We start from the raw sequence: 16,897 nt of genomic DNA, 5'->3' as shown, positions 1-16,897 counted from the left end.
GACAAAAGACAGTCATATACTAAGGTCTATGAATTTAACACCTATTCCCGTTGTTGCTGCCGTGATCTTTCGCTCGCACGAGCCCGGTAAAATTCTAATTGTGCGCCGAGGCCCTGATCAGAGTGGAGCCGGTCATTGGGAATTTCCTGGTGGCAAGATCGAAGTAGGTGAAGCCCCCGAGCAGGCCCTTCTCCGAGAGATCGAAGAAGAATTGGGGATCCGCATCCGCGTGCGAAATTTTATCGGAGAGGAAGTTCACCACTATCCAACAAAGAGCATACGGCTTAAAGTTTATTGGGCTGAAACTTCAGATGAAGAGCTGCAACTGACAGAGCATGATGCCTTTAAGTGGTTAGAGCCCGACCAAATCCCGGTTCAAGATCTTTCCGCAGCAGATAGACCTTTCGTTGAAAAAATTCGTCAGGGAAGAAGATAAGATTTTTCTTCAGGTGTGGGAAGTCGACAAAACTCTCTTTCGCCGAACCAAGCATAGCGATTTTTTGCGACATAGTTGTACGCAAGATCACGGAGTGGTCCTGGAATAATCCAAGCCAATGCGAGCAACTTATAGACACCGCCTAAACCTGAGACTACCTTCAGAACGGCAGCAGATCGATGATAGATCTTACCTGCCTCAAAGTAGATCACTGTATCAAGCTTTACGCGGTCTTCAGGAGGCAAGAGTTCTTCGGCCGTAGTTCCTTGTAGGGGCGCGAAAAGATAATGATGTCGAGGATCTCGTGAGATAACAGCATCGACAAATGCGTTGCAAAGGTGGCATACACCATCAAAAAAGATCACATTTCTTTGCACGAGTTCCGCCTTTTCCATAGCCATCTCAGGCTACAATCTTTATAATGGAGATACAACCAGGGGAGTCTTGTTCGCATGGAAGTCTTTCTATTTCCTCTTGTCAACGTGACATTGTTCCCGCGCACAACAAAGCCATTGAATGTCTTTGAACCCCGATATTTAGCGATGGTCCGCGAAGCTATTGCTACCAAAACTCCGATTGCCATAGGATTTATTGAGGACCCCACGAAAGTCGGGCCAGTGAAGCCAGGGGACAAAGTTCCGTTCGTTCGCGAAATTGCGGGTTTTGGTTATCCGCAGATTGTCGAAGAACGAGTGAACGGCACTTTATTGATCTTCCTACAGGGTGAAGGCAAGTTACGCCTGGGAAATGTCATCGACAAAGGCACGCCCTACATTGTGTGTGAAGGTGAAATTCTCGAGGAGAAAACCGCAGTGCAAACAGCGGAGCAGGCTTCGCTGAACGCTCTTTATCGAACTTTGAGTCGTTGGATTCAAACCCATATTCCCGATACCAATCAGCGCGAAATTTTTATGAGAAACGTGACACGCCCTGAAGAAGTCGTAGGATCTTTCGCTTCCTATTTAGTGCGTGACTATGATCTGCAACAAATCGTTCTTGAGTACGATGATATCAACGAGAAAATTCGTTTCCTACAGCGTCTTATGGAATCAAACGAGCTGACTCTTTAGCTCGTTTGAAGTGCTCACGCGGTAACAATAAACCCATTGTAGTAACGTCACCCAAATCACATGTGCCAGGCACAGATGCGTGATTTTCATCCATACAGGGGCATGTAAGAAAAGTGTGGCAATGCCAAAAAGAATTCCGCAAATGATCAATGCGCTCATAAAGACAGAGCGTTTTTTTATCACATCCAATTCGGATGTCTGGGCAAAAAGCCAAAAGAAGAGAGCCAGTGAGCCACCACCCAACAGCGCAAGCGCCGGGTGAAGCCCGCGCAAGCGAACAAGGAAGTGCGATTCAGATGAGAAATCATCCATCAACCCTTGCCACAGATTTTCAGTGGGGAAAAGCGAATTGGAAAGAGAAGCCCAAGCTCCTGTGATCCCAATAATCACAATAATCCAAGGAAGCAACTGATAGCGTCGTGCTGTTTTGCTTGCCGGAGTGAGAATGTTTTTTTCAAGAGCGCCAGCATAAGCCAAGGCAACCGCACCCGTGAGCATAAAAGAATTGATCTGATGAAGGGCCATGACAAAGGCGCGATAAGGTGTGTCGTTGGTCGTCACAAGTTTAAAGAGCACAAGCTTTGCTCCTAAGAGAGCTTCGGTGATCATAAAGATCAAAGTTGCAAGGGCTGCTTTGCGTGCGAAATGTTTTGCTGGATAAAGTCGACGAGCCACCCACCAGAAATAAATCACGACGAACCCATAGATACCTGACATCAGACGATGGCCGTACTCGACCCAGGTTTTGCCGCGTTGGGCTTCCGGAATAAGTTGTCCATGACAGAGAGGCCACGTGTCTCCGCATCCATCCCCGGAATGAGAAATACGAACCCAAGCGCCCCATAGGATCACAAGGATTGTATAAGCGAGAAGCAGGCCTGCGAATTTCTGAAAACGAGCTCTTGTCATAGTAGTTAGGTCAGTAACACGGATTGACTTCAGTGTCGAGGCATTGTCTAGTTGAGTTATGTCGGAATCGAAAAAAGGCCACCACCATCATCACAGTCACAGCCATGGGCACCATCACTCTCACTCTCATGGAGGATCGGCTGTTGTCGGTCGGATGAAGTGGGCTTTGGTTCTGAATCTGACTTTCGCGATCATTGAATTGGTCGGTGGTATTTTGACGAACTCCGTCGCAATTCTAAGTGATGCTCTTCACGATTTCGGTGACGCAATTGCGATGCTCACTGCAATCATTTTAGAAAAAATCTCGCACAAGCAAAGTGACGCGAGATTTTCTTACGGCTATCGACGATTTTCAACTTTAGGGGCGGTGATCACGGGGCTGATCTTGATCGTCGGTTCTGTGATTATCATCGTGGAAGCCGTTCCGCGTTTAATTGAACCGCAAACGCCGCATGCAGATGGAATGATTGGTTTGGCGGTCCTGGGAGTGATCGTCAATGGTTACGCCGCCTATCGTGTTTCAAAAGGTGGCTCGCTCAATGAGCGTATGCTGATGTGGCATATGATCGAAGACGTTATGGGCTGGGTTTTGGTTTTGGTGGGTGCGATTGCCATCAAAGTTTTCGATATCCCGCAACTTGATGCGGGACTAGCAATTGTTTTGGCGTTGTGGATCCTGTTTAACGTTTTCCGAAATCTGCAAGAAGCTTTTAAAGTTTTCTTGATGGCATCGCCTTCACATATTTCGGTCGAAGAAGTTGAACAAGAAATTAAAACTCTTCCAGAAGTCGAAGAAGTTCATCACGCTCACTTGTGGTCTTTGGATGGAGAAAATCACATTTTCACTGCACACGTGGTTTTGAATCAACAAATCACAGCGCTCGAGGCTCAGGCGGTCAAAGAAAAAGTCAAAAAGCTCGTAGCTGAATATGGCATTGTCGAAGCGACAATTGAGACAGAGCTTTCGGGAATGACTTGTATCGATCCTGTTCATAAGTAACTCTGTTAGGAACAACGTTACAGAATAGAAACGCCAAAATGGTCAAGGTGAAGAGCTCTTAATCAGGCCTGCGTTCTCAATTATCTCTAAACACGATTTAGATAAGCTTTAATATGGCGAGAGCTTTGCATTTTAAGGTCTGTAATGATTGGAGATCTTATGAAAGCATTGGTGCTTAGTTTAACATTCCTGGTGATGGGATCCATTTCGCAGGCTCGCGAATTAACCTATAGATGCGTGAGCTACCATGATAAATCAGAGGGTTTGAACTTTGTTGTCGACACAAGTTCGCTCTTTGTTGAAGGTCAATACAATGATGTGGATTTCCAAGGATTCTCGACTGGAAAAGACAAACCTCATTTAACTTTTTCTTTTGGTGATGAACGAGAACAAAAACTAGATTTTCATTTCAATGTGAAATCGAGAATTGCCTCCATCGTCACAAATAAAAAACTCGAAGTGGTTTTTCAGGGCTACTGCTACTGATCTAATAGTGTTTACAGAGCGTCATTAAATCAGTTTGTTTCATTTTGAAACAAACTGAAATTCCCTCATGGAAAGGCAAAAGTTTTCCCGACTTTGATCCGATAAGGGACACAGGGGAAATGACTTTATGACGACCACTGTGCGGGGCCAAAAAGGCAACGTTCTTCTTCAAGTATTAGTCACGGCTGCTGTTCTCGGCCTTACCTTCTATTTTTTAACTAACTACGTAATCGGTCAAAGGAAACAAGTCGGGATGACGGTGAATGCCGTGAACTTGCGTTTTGCTTTGAACAGCACAATGGATTACGTCCTTTTCGGCATTCGTCAAAAATATTGTTTCACCGACGACAACCTCTTGATGAATGCACCTCTGAGCAGTTGCAATCTTTCGCACACGGGGAGCATTGAGCGCTTGATCATGTCCAATGATCAAGAAAACTTTATTCGCCAACTCGCAGCTTCAGGAAAAAATATTGGACAAGATCCTAACAAGCTTCGTTTGAAATCATTTACTCGCTATCTCGCAGTGGATTCGGTGACAACTGAGCATCCACTTTTTCCAGTTCTTCGAATGTTGAAGATGGTCAAGGATCTTCAAGGAAGGATCGTGAAGGTCGGTTGGATTCAAGTTTATATCGAAAGAGATGACAGTCCTTATTTGCCAAGAGCGGGACGCGAAGTTTATTTAAAAGCCGTCATTTCCCTGAAGGCTGAAAAAAACGACGCCAATCCTTTGCAAGTAGGATCGATACCTCTTGAGATCAGTTCCAAAATCGCCATTTTCCCTCGAGAGGTCGGCTCTTTTGCACTTTTAGTTCCAGGAAATTTGTATTTGGATAGGCCTGCAGGTGCTTCGGTGAACCAAGGTGATGTGGTCTTGCACTCGTTCGGTTCAAGATCGGAAGCGGGTACCAGCACAGGATTGGTCTTTCTAAGCCCAGTGTTCGTAAACGGTGATATTCACATTCCTGCTGATTCAAGTTCGGGCGATTTGAATAGAGTACCTTATTCGGCCGTGACCTTTGCGGATCGTGTTTACATGGGGAATGGCGCGGTTAAAGCAGGTGGCGGAGACTTCCGTCCGAAAACAGCCGGCGTGACAACGGACCGCTATTGGCCCGATGTCAGAACTTTTGGTGGTTTCTTAAAAGGCCTCGAAAACGACGGGGCTCGCGATGCTGGACTTGAAGTTGTCGGTAAGATTCGCTCTGGCAGTCGTGTGGATGTCGACTTGATGTCACGATGTGTGGATTGGAACTTAGCTCAATCATCAAAAGACAGCTTGTACCGCTCAAAGGTCGGCGTGGCTTTGCGCACAGCGGATCCCAATGTATTCCAATATCGACTGTATCTGTCGGATCGAAATCAATTCAGCAAACAGAAAAACAAATTGCAAAATATCGAGTACCAAAATTGGGGAACGGGTACAGCGAGCCGTAATGCCTCTGACGACAATAATGCGATTCTAAAAATCAAATTCCAAATGGGCGATCGTGCAGTGGCGGGACAGTTGCCAAATGATAGCAGTCTGACGGTGAAGCCTCAGGTGGATTTCCCAGCATTGAAGGCACGTTATGAAAACGACGTTGCCAGTGCAACAGCCAATCTTGCTGGCGCAGAAACAGCTTTGGCAGGTTTAAAAAGTGAACTCAATGACAAACGAAATTCTCTATCAAGTCTTGAGTCTGAATTATCAGAAGAAAAAAACAAGCCAGCGCCTCCAAATCCATTGCCAAGTCCTTTTGATCCAAGTGGATACCGAGATGCAGGAAAAATCTCAAATCTTGAAAACAGAATTTCCAGCGTGAAGTCTGAGATTTCAAGCTTGGTAAATAATAAAATTCCAAACCAAGAACGCGTAGTTTCAACCGCAAAAACGCAGCTAGATAACGCGGAAAGAGTTTTGGCAAACTATCGATATATCCAAAACAATCCACCAGAAATGACGATCAAAGTGGTTCCTGTGGATCTGGCTTGGGGTGGTAAATCAAAAGACAAAGTGGTCATCCAAGTATATGTGAAAAATGCATCTAGCTTTATTGACTCTTCGGGAAATCTTGTTGCGCCGTCGGTGGGATTCCAAGCTTATGATTCCACTTACCAAAATAGTAATTCCATTTTTACAATTCCGAATCAAAACCTCACGGGTTTTATGAACTTTTCGTTTAACTATAACAAGACAGCATTTGATGTTCCTCAGTATCTGTCTAAAGGAAACGATTCGAACTCTGGAAAATTGGATTCTGATTACGGCGCTGTTGATTATGATAAATTGGAATATGACTGTGAGCGTGCCCGTAATGCGCTTATTTCTCAAGCTTTCGGTGGGGCTGATTGGACAGTGAGCTTTGCTGCCACCGCAAGAAGTTCGTGGAACTTCGCCGGTGATTCGTCTTCGACGGTGGGAACAGATCCGATGTTATCGTCCATTGAGTTTAATGGGTCGAATTCCAATTTTGCCGCAAAAAATATCACGTTCCGCGTGCACTCTATTGTGGGTCGATGCGTGATTAAGGCGACGGCAAATTTTGTGACGGGTTTTTATACCTGCGACAACTTAATTATTGAACCGCGTACGACTCCTCTGCGTATCATTGGTACTTTTATCGCCAGCAAAGCCTACATTGATCCATCTGCGATTCGCGCAGGCATTCAATGGAGTTCGATCTATTATCCGCAAGCCACTCGTGAACTGCGTGAAGCGAAGGTTTTGGAATCCATGTCAGGGCGTGATTGCGACACGCCAAAATCTCCAATCTGGCATCCAATTCCTTCGATCCAAGACGTGGCCGATCGTATGAAGTGTAATGCAATCAGCTTGCGTTCCAAGGCAGATCCTTTCCAGTGGACGTCAGTCGATCCGGATTGTGGCATCGTTTCAGGCTCATCTTCCAATACTACTTGTAAGCGTCGACTGATTCGCTTCTTCGTCGTCGAGCAATCTCGCGAGGGGGCAATATGATTGGAAATAATCGCGGGCAAAGTATTCTTGAAAGTCTTGTCGGGCTTGGATTGATTGTCGTGGTTGGCTTCGCCTTTATCGGCGGCTTGGTTGCACTTCGTAAAACAACAAAGGGGACAGTGACGCTATCAGCAACAGAAAGACAGATTTCTGATATCGCTGAAAATATTAAGGCCGGAGTTGAGAACTATCAAATCAACTACAACTTTAAAACCGATGTTGATCAAATTTTAAATTATAAAGCACTCCCTATGAGTTGGGACATCGGCGTGGCTGTGCCGCGCGCTCAATGTACAGAGTGCCAAGGTACTTTTGGTTATGTGATTGTTCCCTTTGAAAAGTTTCGTGGTTTGTACAAGGTGACGTTGCGTATGACTCACAAATCGTGGACGGAACCTTATCGTGATTATGTATTTGTGGTGAGTGCGAAATGAGTTTAAACAACAGAGGACTTTCCATTATTGATATTCTTATCGGGTTGGCGCTGATGGCGCTACTCGGAGGAATTATTGCCTCTACGAATGTCTTTATGACAAAACAAGCCGTGTCTCTTAAAAATGACATGGATGATTCCATTGATACAAATCTCGCAGAGCGAGTTTTCTTTAAGGACTTAGCGGGCCTGGATCCTTCGTTCAACAATGTGATTACCAAAGACGACAAAGGATATGGCTTCTTCGATTATTATCCTGATATGCCAGCAAATGCCTTAAGAACGCCGCTGGAGAGGATTGCGGAAATGAGTGCACTGAAAGGCCGAGTCGACTTTCAGGTTCTGGTACAAGATACGAGTGCGGGCGCTTTGTTGAACTATGAGCCGCCAACTGCCTACGATATTGGTCCGACACCAGATGATTTCAACAGAGCGGCGACATTGACATACAGAACGCTCAATAAAAACAATTGGGTGTCAGTGCAAAGACCGGGATTTTGGACGCCGGGTCGTTTGTTGATGCTCGATACGCCTGCACGTGTTCGTCCGGTTCTTCCAAGTGGAATGATTGATATGAGTGTCTTCCCACGCAGTCCTATCTTCGTAGGATCTGTAAATGGGGGAGATATGATGTTTGATAATAACGTGCGTGCTTATATCAACCTCAATCATCCAGAAACGGGTAAAGTCATCAATAGCGCTGACAAATTCTTTCAAGATTTACCGTCAGTGGGTGGTGGACAGCCGCTGGTTCGTTTGCGAGCTGTGAAACTGATTCGCTATTACTTAGAACCTTATGAAGACAACCGCATGGTCACAAAACCTTCGCGCCTTTATAAAACAGTTTATGCCAACGGCCGCTTTTCTGAACCCTTTTTGATGGCGGATAAAGTGGACCGAGTCGTCTTTAGACGTGATTCCGTTTTAAAAAGAATGATGTATTTTAAGCTTATTAAAACTCAAAGCAAGTCCAAGGTGGGGCTCTAATTTTGAGAGGGGATTGCAGTATGAAAATTCTATTTTCAATTCTGTTAATAGCTTCCGTCAGCCAGGCGCAAGATCGAGATTTTCCAATGGCGGTCAACTCAGGGGTGGCCGGAGACACGGCGGCATCTGCACCAGCTTCAGGCATTGTCACCCGTTCAGGTAAAGACAATATCATCGTCAATCTCCACAACTCTTGCTTTGGAACCAATTTGCGTGGGGCGGGAAATCCGCTTTCACCCAATTCAATTATCACAGCTAACATCACTCTTAATGTGAACGGGAAAGATTATCCATTGATGGTTAAATATCCCGGTGACACTGTTGCAAAAGGTGGAATGAAGAGTGCGGTGGTTGCACCTATTTCAAGTGGCAATTTTAATTTGCCAGGAACTGGTTCCGCTGGAATTTACGGAAATACTGTGATGATGAAAACACAGATCACGACTCAAGTTTCAGTGGACTCATCGGGAACTATTACGACTTCAGGTATTGAAAGCGTTTACGTTAAAACTTATTCGTTTTATCAAGATGTCACTTGTACTGGTGGAGCGGTTTATGGTTCTTATGGGCACTCTTCGCATACACCTTCTTACCCCTGTGGTGCTTTCATGGGAAAAACCGGAATCGTGGCAGCCAGCTTTGGCGGGGTGAGTGTTTCCTCTGATAAAAGTATCGTCGACATGTATGTTTCCTTCCCGGGGCAAACGGGATTTTGTGGGGGTTATTGGTCACCGCTCATGGTGTTCTTTAGCGATGAACGACCGCGTTTTGATGGCGTGAGCAGTTTCCCTCTAAACCCAATGGGCAAAACCATGTGGCCAGAAGCTAAATCCGTTGGCTACTTTGTTGCTTACGACCGTGATGGATCAGGTGCTATTGACAAAAAAGACGAACTCTTTGGCGATAACGCTTCAGAGAAAAACGGATTTGAAGTTCTTCGTCAGTTTGATTCGAACAAAGATGGAGTGGTTGATAAGAAAGACAAAGATTTTGCCAAATTGCTGTTATGGCAAGATGCGAATGGCGATGGGCTTTCGCAAAAAGAAGAACTTGTGAAGCTTTCAAGTAAAGTGGATAAGATTTCTTTAAAGTACGAAAAGGGCAACTTAGTTCCCATTGGCAAATACGCAGAACAACGCGAGCGCTCCAAGTTCTGGTATAAAGAAAAAGGCAAAACCAAAGAGGGCCAGATAGTCGATATTTGGCTTGCTCCTGCAGAACCCGAAAAAGTCAGCGCTAATCAAAACAGAACTGATCCATGAGTGTGTGCTTCGGGCGAGGTTTGGTGTCTGGGTTTTGGAAATTTCCAAGGCTTCGCGACACGGCATCCGGCCTCTGCTGTTGCCCACCTTCGGTGGGTTCGTGCCATCCAGGCACCAACAGAGGTCGCTACGTCTTGAAAATTTCCAAAACCCAGCCCCCAAATTTGCTGAACCTCATAGCTCGGATACAATTTTTCTATTTTAAAAATGCAAAGTTGTTACTCTTCGCAATATATAGATAAAGACCTAACTCTAAGTGCTCGGGCTTTTTAGTCGTGCACCAACTTCTTCTTGTAAGTCGTTTGATGTGATCTCGAAGTTTGGCGCAGGTGTGATTGATTTTAAATAATGGATCGAATTTACGTTTGTTGTGGTTGAGATATCTTTGTTCTCTCGTCTTTTCTTTTTTATCGTCAGCTAAGAATATTAAGTGTTGAGCTTTGGGAAAAGCTTTTTTCACGGCTTTTATATAGCTCATTTTTTTGTCTGACTTAATGATCTGGATATGGGGATTACGAGAGGAGATTTCTTGTAATAACTCAGGAAGTTTAGATTTGGTTTCATCAGGACGAGGTCCGTATTTTTGGAGAGAAATTGAAGATAAATGTCCAAAGGCTTTAATCTTTGCCACTTTAACTCCGGCAATCTCATAATGTTCATTAACCGCAACTATGACAGATAATGGTTTTAACTTAGTATGTTCAATAGATAAAAGTTCATCAAACTCAAGTTCTTGACCTCGAAGTTTTCTACTTAAGACATCGTCCTTAGCAAGAGTGCCGAGCCAAACCCATCGGGTGTAGGCTGTTTTATAGTTGCAGCCCACAATTCTAGCGGCCTCTCTGATACTGACTCCACCAGCAAAAAGCTTGCACAGGGTTCTATTCAGAAAGCTTTTCTTTTGTTTAAAAGCTGGCGACAAAGTTCTGGTGGAAAAGTTCTTGTTGCAGTGATTGCAATGAAAACGCGGGATATAGGTTTTAGTACTCTTTTTATAAAAGTAGCCGCGTTTAGAAAAGTCGTTGTTGCCACAATAAGGGCATTTTTTATGGTGAATTGAAAACTGCGCCATCAAATGAATGGGACAGCAATAGATGCACTCTTCTTAAAACGTCTTTAATTTATCCCAACGTCCGATTTTGAATAGTGCCGGATATCTTAGGATTGTGCTGCGCACACAATTCGGGATCAGTTTCAATCAAAACAGAACTGATCCATGAGATTGTGCTTCGAGCGAGGTTTGGTGTCTGGGTTTTGGAGATTTCCAAGGCTTCGCGACACGGCATCCAGCCTCTGCTGTTGCCCACCTTCGGTGGGTTCGTGCCATCCAGGCACCAACAGAGGTCGCTACGTCTTGAAAATCTCCAAAACCCAGCCCCCAAATTTGCTGAACCTCAAAGCTCGGATACAATTTTTCTATTTTAAAAACGCAAAGTTGTTACTCTTCGCAATATATAGATAAAGACCTAGCTCTAAGTGCTCAGGTTTTTTTGTTGTGCACCAACTTCTTCTTGTAAGTCTTTTAATGTGATCTCGAAGTTTGGCGCAGGTATGATTGATTTTAAATAATGGATCGAATTTACGTTTGTTGTGGTTGAGATATCTTTGTTCTCTCGTCTTTTCTTTTTTATCGTCAGCTAAGAATATTAAGTGTTGAGCTTTGGGAAAAGCTTTTTTCACGGCTTTTATGTAGCTGAGTTTTTTGTCTGACTTAATGATCTGGATATTGGGATTACGAGAGGAGATTTCTTGTAATAACTCAGGAAGTTTCGCTTTGATCTCATCAGGACGAGGTCCGTATTTTTGGAGAGAAATTGAAGATAAATGTCCAAAGGCTTTAATCTTTGCCACTTTAACTCCGGCAATCTCATAATGTTCATTAACCGCAACGATGACGGATAATGGTTTTAACTTAGTATGTTCAATAGATAAAAGTTCATCGAACTCAAGTTCTTGACCTTGAAGTTTTCTACTTAAGACATCGTCCTTAGCAAGTGTACCGAGCCAAACCCATCGGGTGTAGGCTGTTTTATAGTTGCATCCCACAATTCTAGCGGCCTCTCTGATACTGACTCCACCAGCAAAAAGCTTGCACAGGGTTCTATTCAGAAAGCTTTTCTTTTGTTTAAAAGCTGGCGACAAAGTTCTGGTGGAAAAGTTCTTATTGCAGTGATTGCAATGAAAACGCGGGATATAGGTTTTAGTACTCTTTTTATAAAAGTAGCCGCGTTTAGAAAAGTCGTTGTTGCCACAATAAGGGCATTTTTTATGGTGAATCGAAAACTGCGCCATCAAACGAATGTGGCAGCAATAGATGTGCTCTTCTTAAAACGTCTTTAATTTATCCCAGCATCCGATTTTGAATAGTGCCGGATATCTTAGGATTGTGCTGCGCACACAATTCGGGATCAGTTTCAATCAAAACTAGGAAGTTTTTCTAAATATTTTAAAATCAGATCGCGTCCGCGAATGCGGGCGTTTAGGACTGATAAGAATATAAAGACGCCGCCGGTTTTTCGGTCGAGGAAAATAATTTCTTTTGGCGGTGATCGCCAATGGAAATTGCGGATGATTTGCAGGACCTTTTTCGAAAGGCGTTTTGGCAGATCTGTATTTTTCCAATCATAGGTTCCGTCTGGAGCTATTTGTTGGTGTGTGTTTCTGGGGTCTTTGTATTCGAGGAACGGCTCCACCGATTCAAAGCAGAATTCTTCAAAAAGATTTTTAAGTTCCTTGTGGTCTTCGCTTTCGATGAATTTTAATTTGTAGGCGGCTTTGTTTAAGAGCTCGCGATCATTGAAGAGAGATCCTTTCACCATATGGCGGTAGGGAATCATAAATTCAGTCGTGTATTCGCGCGTGGCACCGAAGTCGAATAAGACCAGTTGATCATGTCCTTGTGGGTCGATGCGGATGCGGTAGTTTCCGGCATGAGGGTCGGTTTGGACAACGCCCCACTCGAAGAGTTCTTTAAAATACAAATCCAAGAAATTCATCGCGACGCGATTGCGGCGCTCGGCCGGTAAGCTTTGGATTAAAGGATCGTCGGCGCGAATGCCGCGCTCGTAAGAGGTCGCCAGAATGCGTGGGCCGGAAAATTCAGGATAGACACGGGGAACTATAAAACGTGAATCTCCTTCCAGGCGTTTTCTGAAATCTTCAGTGAGTCGGGCTTCCAACTCATAATCAATTTCTTGATGAAGCATTTCGCGAACTTCTTCAAACATGGGGTCCAAATTAAAATCGCGCGGCAATAGTTTCAATGTGCCTAATAAAGTGCGAATAGCTTTCAAATCATTGTCGATGGCTTTGTCGACATTGGGATATTGAATCTTTAAGACAATAGATTCACCCGTTGCTTTGATCCTTGCGCGGTGAACCTGTCCCATAGAGGCAGATGCTAAAGCTGTTTTTTCGATGTCCAGTTTATCGAGCAGCTCACGGCTCATATGTTTTTGCAAGGTCGGTTCGATGGCCTGCCAACTCAGTGGGATCGAATCCGATTGCAGGGATTTTAAAAGTGCGTTGGCTTCTGGTGGCAGGAAATGCTCGCCATACATGGAAAGCATTTGGCCGGCCTTCATCAGGCTGCCTTTGAGTTCTCCGAGTTCGGAGCTAATGACTGAGGCTTGGCCTTGTAGCACCTTCTTCCAATTCTCTTCTTTTTCTTCTTTGTTTTTCAGAGCGCTGGTGATGCTATGCTGCGCAATAGAGGCGCCAGCTTGAATCGTTAGTTTTGCAAGTGAAAGCCCCCGTGAAAAAGTGGAAGACTTAATACGGGAAAGCTCAGGAGCCGGTTTTTGTTTTTTGACAGGCTTTTTTTCATCCATGTACTCTTAATTTACCTGAGTAAGGGCCAATGTTAAACTCAAATCCTATTTGATGCGGAAAGTGAATGTGTTAAATGACAAAAGTGACTCTGCTCTGGTTGCGTCGCGACCTTCGTCTCTTCGATAACGCGGCCCTGTTCTATGCTTTAAAAGAGCGCTCAGCGGTTTTGCCAATCTTCATATTTGATACGGATATTCTTTCAAAGCTGGATGATACTACAGATGCCCGTGTGACGTTTATCCATGACCATGTGGACTCGGTCAAAAGTACTTTGCAAAAGAAAAAATCGGATTTGATCGTGCGAAAAGGAAAGCCTTTAGAAGTTCTGAAGGCTTTGAGCAAAGAATTTTCCGTCGAGGCGATCTATACCAATCACGACTACGAACCGTATGCGCGAAAACGCGATGAAGCGGTCGCAAAATGGGCGGAAGCATCGGGAATTGAGTTTAAAACATTTAAGGACCAGACTCTTTTTGAAAAAGACGAAATTCTTACGGATTCACGCAAGCCGTATACGGTGTACACACCTTATAAGCGCAAGGTGCTTGCTAATTTATCGCCTTTTTATGTGAAAAGTTATCCAGTGGATCTCTATGAGAGTTCCTATGCCAAAATCAAATCGCCAGAGAAAATGATTTCGCTCTCCGATATCGGTTTTCAAAAAAGTTCGATTGTTCTTCCGGACGATGAGATTTCAACAAAGGTATTAAAAAAGTACGCTGAAGATCGAGACTATCCTTATCTGGATAAAGGCACGACTCGGATCGGTGTGCATTTGCGATTTGGAACTGTGAGCATTCGTGAACTCGCGCGAGAAGGGCAGAAACATTCTGAAACCTGGCTCAGTGAGTTGATTTGGCGCGATTTCTTTATGCAAATTCTTTGGCATTATCCGCAAGTAGAAACTCAAAGCTTTCGACCTGAGTACGATAAAATCAAATGGCGCGATTCTAAAAAAGATTTCGAGCGTTGGTCTCAGGGCATGACGGGATATCCGCTAGTGGATGCGGGCATGAGAGAACTTAACGCCACAGGTTTTATGCACAATCGTGTGCGGATGGTGACGGCAAGCTTTCTATGCAAGCATTTGTTAATTCACTGGTATGAGGGCGAACGATACTTCGCTAAAAAACTTTTGGATTTTGATTTAGCTGCCAATAATGGAAATTGGCAGTGGGCCGCGGGGTCGGGGTGTGATGCGGCTCCGTATTTCCGTATTTTTAATCCGACGGCCCAAGCAGATAAGTTTGATCCAGATTCAAAATACATTAAGAAATGGGTTCCTGAAATTGGCACTGCACAATATCCTAAACCTATTATTCAACACGAAGAAGCACGCGGACGTTGTTTGCAAGCGTTCACTTTGGCTCTTAAAAAATAGCTGAGGAGTTTATGAAAATACTAATCACAGGCGCAACCGGTCTTATTGGTAAAGAAGTGGGAAAAGTCCTGGCAGAAAAAGGTCACGAGATTTTTGTTGTGGCTCGAGATAAGAAGCGAGCGATTTCGCAACTTCCTTTTCCTTGTGAAATTATCGAAGGGGATCTTGGCAAAGGAACTCTGACTGATACGCGACTGAATAAGATCGAAGCTGTGATAAACCTAATGGGTGAATCCGTAGTCGGTGAACGTTGGACTGATAAAAAGAAAAACGCCATTCGCACTTCACGCGTTGATGGCACTCGTCACCTAGTGCAAAGCTTAAGCCAGGCGCCGCTGAAAGCTTTTATTTCTGGGTCTGCTATTGGTTATTACGGAGACTGTGGGCCTGATATTGTCAGTGAAGAGCATCGTGCAGGGACAGACTTCTTGGCGCAAATCTGTGTCGACTGGGAAAATGAAGCCGCCAAAGCGCCTTGTCGCAGTGTTTTTATTCGAACCGGTGTGGTGCTTTCTCGTCGCGGTGGAGCTCTTGATAAAATGCTTTTGCCGTTCCGTTTGGGTTTAGGTGGAGCAATTGGCAAAGGTCATCAGTGGATGAGTTGGATTCATATTAAAGACATCGTCGGTCTTTTTGTGATGGCGTTGGAAAATCCAAAAGCTCAAGGTGCGATCAATGGAACAGCACCTCGGCCTGCTACGAATAAAGATTTCTCTCAAGCATTAGCGTCAGCTTTGCGTCGTCGCTTGGGGCCGCCGATTCCGGCCTTGGCCATTAAAACTGTTTTTGGTGAAGCAGGAACAGCGATTTTAAGTTCGATTCGTGCGAGTGCTGTGAAGGCTGAGGGCCTAGGATATCAGTTTTATTTTAATGATCTCGAGGAAGCGTTTGAAAATATTTGTGCGCCCCTTCGTAATGGCGAAGAAATATTTTATTCGGAGCAATTTATCCCGGAAAATCCAGAAGAAGTATTTCTGTACTTCCGAAATGCCCATAACTTAGAGGAGCTCACTCCACCTACGTTGAATTTTAATATCGAGAGCATTTCCACTCCGGAGATTCAGCAAGGAACCATTATCAACTATCGTTTAAAAATTCACGGCGTTCCGGTGAAATGGAAAACCGAAATCGACGAATGGCAGCCGCCTTATAAGTTCGTCGACAATCAAGTAAAAGGTCCCTATAGCCTTTGGCATCACACGCATGAGTTTCGGCCGTATTGTGGCGGAACTTTGATGATTGATAAGGTTCGCTATCGTTTGCCGATGGGTGCTTTGGGTTGGTTGTGCGGACTTCCGTGGGTGCGTAAAGAAGTCGACGATATTTTCAATTACCGTCGTCAAAAAATCATGACTGCATATTTCGCAACTCACGCAGGTAAGTAAATTGCTGTAGGCTTTCCGCAAGTAAAAAAGGATTCACTCTGTTTTCGATCGCTAATTTGAGAGGGACAGAGGGGATTCCTAAGGAACGTTTGTTTAAAAGTTCATTTTCATAAAGCTCTAAGCTTTCATCATCTCCTCTTAGGGGAGTGTCATCTAAGCTTGAGAGCATTTTGCAAAAACGTAGATTGGTTTCCGTGTACTCATGAGTGCAATAAACCAAAGTTTCCGGAGGAAGTCTTTTGAGTTTTTTTAGGCTGTAATATGCTTGCTCGTAAGTTCCCTCAAAAAGTCGTCCACAACCCAAGCCAAATAAGACATCTCCCGAGAAAAGCCAGCGTGGTTCTTGCAGCCAGTAGGCAACATGTCCCAGAGTGTGCCCTGGAAGTTCCATCACTGAAAATTGGAAAGATGCCGCGTCATACTGATGCCCTTCTTCCACATAGTAAGTGGCATCAGGTATTTGATGTTTGTTTTTAAGAGGCGCCCACACCGGGACTGGGAAAGTTTTTAAAAGGTCCTTAAGGCCGCCAATGTGATCGCGATGGTGATGAGTGAGGAGGATGCCTTTTAAAGTCAGCTCCTTCTCTTGCAAATAGTTGATTACTTTTTCATGTGTACCTGGATCAACGACCAGGGCTTCTTTGTTAAAAGGATTTACGAGAACAAAGACATAATTGTCCTCAAAGATCGGGAGAAGCTCCACGAAAGGTCGACTGGGGGAGAATGTAACATCAGCCATAGGATCATTTTTGTCT

The 16,897-nt window shown here is 44.4% G+C and carries 16 protein-coding genes; 10 read left to right on the top strand and 6 right to left on the bottom strand.

Translation table 11 applies throughout. The features are described from left to right. Positions 1-28 precede the first annotated feature (28 nt). Entirely contained in the window at positions 29-436 is a 408-nt protein-coding gene (locus ACLWOR_RS13065) for a (deoxy)nucleoside triphosphate pyrophosphohydrolase (protein WP_413941188.1), read from the top strand. Here the strand turns inward: ACLWOR_RS13065 and ACLWOR_RS13060 are convergent. Further along, on the bottom strand, positions 421-837 hold the full coding sequence (locus tag ACLWOR_RS13060; protein WP_413941187.1) for a thiol-disulfide oxidoreductase DCC family protein: 417 nt from the start codon (positions 835-837) through the stop codon (positions 421-423). The genes ACLWOR_RS13065 and ACLWOR_RS13060 overlap by 16 nt on opposite strands. 51 nt (positions 838-888) lie before the next feature. On the opposite strand from ACLWOR_RS13060, the gene ACLWOR_RS13055 reads away from it, so the two are divergent. Next, entirely contained in the window at positions 889-1,506 is a 618-nt protein-coding gene (locus tag ACLWOR_RS13055; protein WP_413941186.1) for an LON peptidase substrate-binding domain-containing protein, read from the top strand. On the opposite strand, the gene ACLWOR_RS13050 is transcribed toward ACLWOR_RS13055, so the two are convergent. After that, positions 1,486-2,415 carry a COX15/CtaA family protein gene (locus ACLWOR_RS13050; protein WP_413941185.1) on the bottom strand — a complete coding sequence of 310 codons (930 nt, stop codon included), beginning with the start codon at positions 2,413-2,415 and terminating at the stop codon, positions 1,486-1,488. The two genes, ACLWOR_RS13055 and ACLWOR_RS13050, sit on opposite strands and share 21 nt — an antisense overlap. Positions 2,416-2,473: 58 nt before the next feature. On the opposite strand from ACLWOR_RS13050, the gene ACLWOR_RS13045 reads away from it, so the two are divergent. The 6 genes from ACLWOR_RS13045 (at position 2,474) to ACLWOR_RS13020 (ending at position 9,545) form a co-directional block, all read left to right on the top strand. Then, positions 2,474-3,415, top strand: a complete 942-nt coding sequence (locus ACLWOR_RS13045) for a cation diffusion facilitator family transporter (RefSeq protein WP_413941184.1) — start codon at positions 2,474-2,476, stop codon at positions 3,413-3,415. Positions 3,416-3,574: 159 nt separating this feature from the next. Further along, positions 3,575-3,901 carry a hypothetical protein gene (locus ACLWOR_RS13040; protein ID WP_413941183.1) on the top strand — a complete coding sequence of 109 codons (327 nt, stop codon included), beginning with the start codon at positions 3,575-3,577 and terminating at the stop codon, positions 3,899-3,901. 127 nt (positions 3,902-4,028) lie between these two features. After that, positions 4,029-6,863 carry a hypothetical protein gene (locus tag ACLWOR_RS13035; protein ID WP_413941182.1) on the top strand — a complete coding sequence of 945 codons (2,835 nt, stop codon included), beginning with the start codon at positions 4,029-4,031 and terminating at the stop codon, positions 6,861-6,863. Further along, positions 6,860-7,297, top strand: a complete 438-nt coding sequence (locus tag ACLWOR_RS13030) for a hypothetical protein (protein ID WP_413941181.1) — start codon at positions 6,860-6,862, stop codon at positions 7,295-7,297. Before ACLWOR_RS13035 ends, ACLWOR_RS13030 begins: the two co-directional genes overlap by 4 nt. Further along, positions 7,294-8,283 carry a hypothetical protein gene (locus ACLWOR_RS13025; protein ID WP_413941180.1) on the top strand — a complete coding sequence of 330 codons (990 nt, stop codon included), beginning with the start codon at positions 7,294-7,296 and terminating at the stop codon, positions 8,281-8,283. Before ACLWOR_RS13030 ends, ACLWOR_RS13025 begins: the two co-directional genes overlap by 4 nt. 20 nt (positions 8,284-8,303) lie before the next feature. Beyond that, positions 8,304-9,545 (top strand): EF-hand domain-containing protein, encoded by a 1,242-nt coding sequence (locus ACLWOR_RS13020; protein ID WP_413941179.1) that lies wholly within the window; start codon positions 8,304-8,306, stop codon positions 9,543-9,545. 196 nt (positions 9,546-9,741) lie between these two features. Here ACLWOR_RS13020 and ACLWOR_RS13015 read toward each other — a convergent pair whose 3' ends face one another. The 3 genes from ACLWOR_RS13015 to ACLWOR_RS13005 form a co-directional block, all read right to left on the bottom strand. Further along, positions 9,742-10,617 carry a transposase gene (locus ACLWOR_RS13015; protein ID WP_413941178.1) on the bottom strand — a complete coding sequence of 292 codons (876 nt, stop codon included), beginning with the start codon at positions 10,615-10,617 and terminating at the stop codon, positions 9,742-9,744. A 344-nt stretch (positions 10,618-10,961) separates the two neighbouring features. Then, the gene (locus ACLWOR_RS13010; RefSeq protein ID WP_413941177.1) at positions 10,962-11,837 is read right to left on the bottom strand and encodes a transposase; all 876 of its coding nucleotides are present in this window, start codon (positions 11,835-11,837) and stop codon (positions 10,962-10,964) included. A gap of 122 nt (positions 11,838-11,959) precedes the next feature. Beyond that, positions 11,960-13,375: an ABC1 kinase family protein gene (locus tag ACLWOR_RS13005; protein WP_413941176.1), complete on the bottom strand. Its 1,416-nt coding sequence runs from the start codon at positions 13,373-13,375 to the stop codon at positions 11,960-11,962. A gap of 74 nt (positions 13,376-13,449) precedes the next feature. On the opposite strand from ACLWOR_RS13005, the gene ACLWOR_RS13000 reads away from it, so the two are divergent. Both ACLWOR_RS13000 and ACLWOR_RS12995 read left to right on the top strand, forming a co-directional pair. Further along, complete coding sequence (locus ACLWOR_RS13000; protein ID WP_413941175.1) at positions 13,450-14,757, top strand: cryptochrome/photolyase family protein; 1,308 nt, start codon at positions 13,450-13,452, stop codon at positions 14,755-14,757. A gap of 11 nt (positions 14,758-14,768) precedes the next feature. After that, positions 14,769-16,142, top strand: coding sequence for a TIGR01777 family oxidoreductase (locus ACLWOR_RS12995; RefSeq protein WP_413941174.1), 1,374 nt, complete (start codon positions 14,769-14,771; stop codon positions 16,140-16,142). Here ACLWOR_RS12995 and gloB read toward each other — a convergent pair. Continuing rightward, complete coding sequence (gene gloB, locus ACLWOR_RS12990) at positions 16,105-16,881, bottom strand: hydroxyacylglutathione hydrolase (protein WP_413941173.1); 777 nt, start codon at positions 16,879-16,881, stop codon at positions 16,105-16,107. The genes ACLWOR_RS12995 and gloB overlap by 38 nt on opposite strands. Positions 16,882-16,897 lie beyond the last annotated feature (16 nt).

The organism is Bdellovibrio sp. HCB2-146 (assembly GCF_047345725.1).
Lineage (GTDB): Bacteria > Bdellovibrionota > Bdellovibrionia > Bdellovibrionales > Bdellovibrionaceae > Bdellovibrio.
The sequence above is the reverse complement of the archived record's forward strand: the minus strand, read 5'-3'. Positions and strand labels throughout refer to the sequence as shown.

Coding starts and splice junctions, on each gene's coding strand:
- ACLWOR_RS13040 (WP_413941183.1), top strand. CDS start 3,575: ATGAAAGCATTGGTGCTTAGTTTAACATTCCTGGTGATGGGATCCATT.
- ACLWOR_RS13010 (WP_413941177.1), bottom strand. CDS start 11,837: ATGGCGCAGTTTTCGATTCACCATAAAAAATGCCCTTATTGTGGCAAC.
- ACLWOR_RS12995 (WP_413941174.1), top strand. CDS start 14,769: ATGAAAATACTAATCACAGGCGCAACCGGTCTTATTGGTAAAGAAGTG.
- gloB (WP_413941173.1), bottom strand. CDS start 16,881: ATGGCTGATGTTACATTCTCCCCCAGTCGACCTTTCGTGGAGCTTCTC.
- ACLWOR_RS13050 (WP_413941185.1), bottom strand. CDS start 2,415: ATGACAAGAGCTCGTTTTCAGAAATTCGCAGGCCTGCTTCTCGCTTAT.
- ACLWOR_RS13055 (WP_413941186.1), top strand. CDS start 889: ATGGAAGTCTTTCTATTTCCTCTTGTCAACGTGACATTGTTCCCGCGC.
- ACLWOR_RS13035 (WP_413941182.1), top strand. CDS start 4,029: ATGACGACCACTGTGCGGGGCCAAAAAGGCAACGTTCTTCTTCAAGTA.
- ACLWOR_RS13005 (WP_413941176.1), bottom strand. CDS start 13,375: ATGGATGAAAAAAAGCCTGTCAAAAAACAAAAACCGGCTCCTGAGCTT.
- ACLWOR_RS13015 (WP_413941178.1), bottom strand. CDS start 10,617: ATGGCGCAGTTTTCAATTCACCATAAAAAATGCCCTTATTGTGGCAAC.
- ACLWOR_RS13025 (WP_413941180.1), top strand. CDS start 7,294: ATGAGTTTAAACAACAGAGGACTTTCCATTATTGATATTCTTATCGGG.
- ACLWOR_RS13060 (WP_413941187.1), bottom strand. CDS start 837: ATGGCTATGGAAAAGGCGGAACTCGTGCAAAGAAATGTGATCTTTTTT.
- ACLWOR_RS13065 (WP_413941188.1), top strand. CDS start 29: ATGAATTTAACACCTATTCCCGTTGTTGCTGCCGTGATCTTTCGCTCG.
- ACLWOR_RS13020 (WP_413941179.1), top strand. CDS start 8,304: ATGAAAATTCTATTTTCAATTCTGTTAATAGCTTCCGTCAGCCAGGCG.
- ACLWOR_RS13045 (WP_413941184.1), top strand. CDS start 2,474: ATGTCGGAATCGAAAAAAGGCCACCACCATCATCACAGTCACAGCCAT.
- ACLWOR_RS13000 (WP_413941175.1), top strand. CDS start 13,450: ATGACAAAAGTGACTCTGCTCTGGTTGCGTCGCGACCTTCGTCTCTTC.
- ACLWOR_RS13030 (WP_413941181.1), top strand. CDS start 6,860: ATGATTGGAAATAATCGCGGGCAAAGTATTCTTGAAAGTCTTGTCGGG.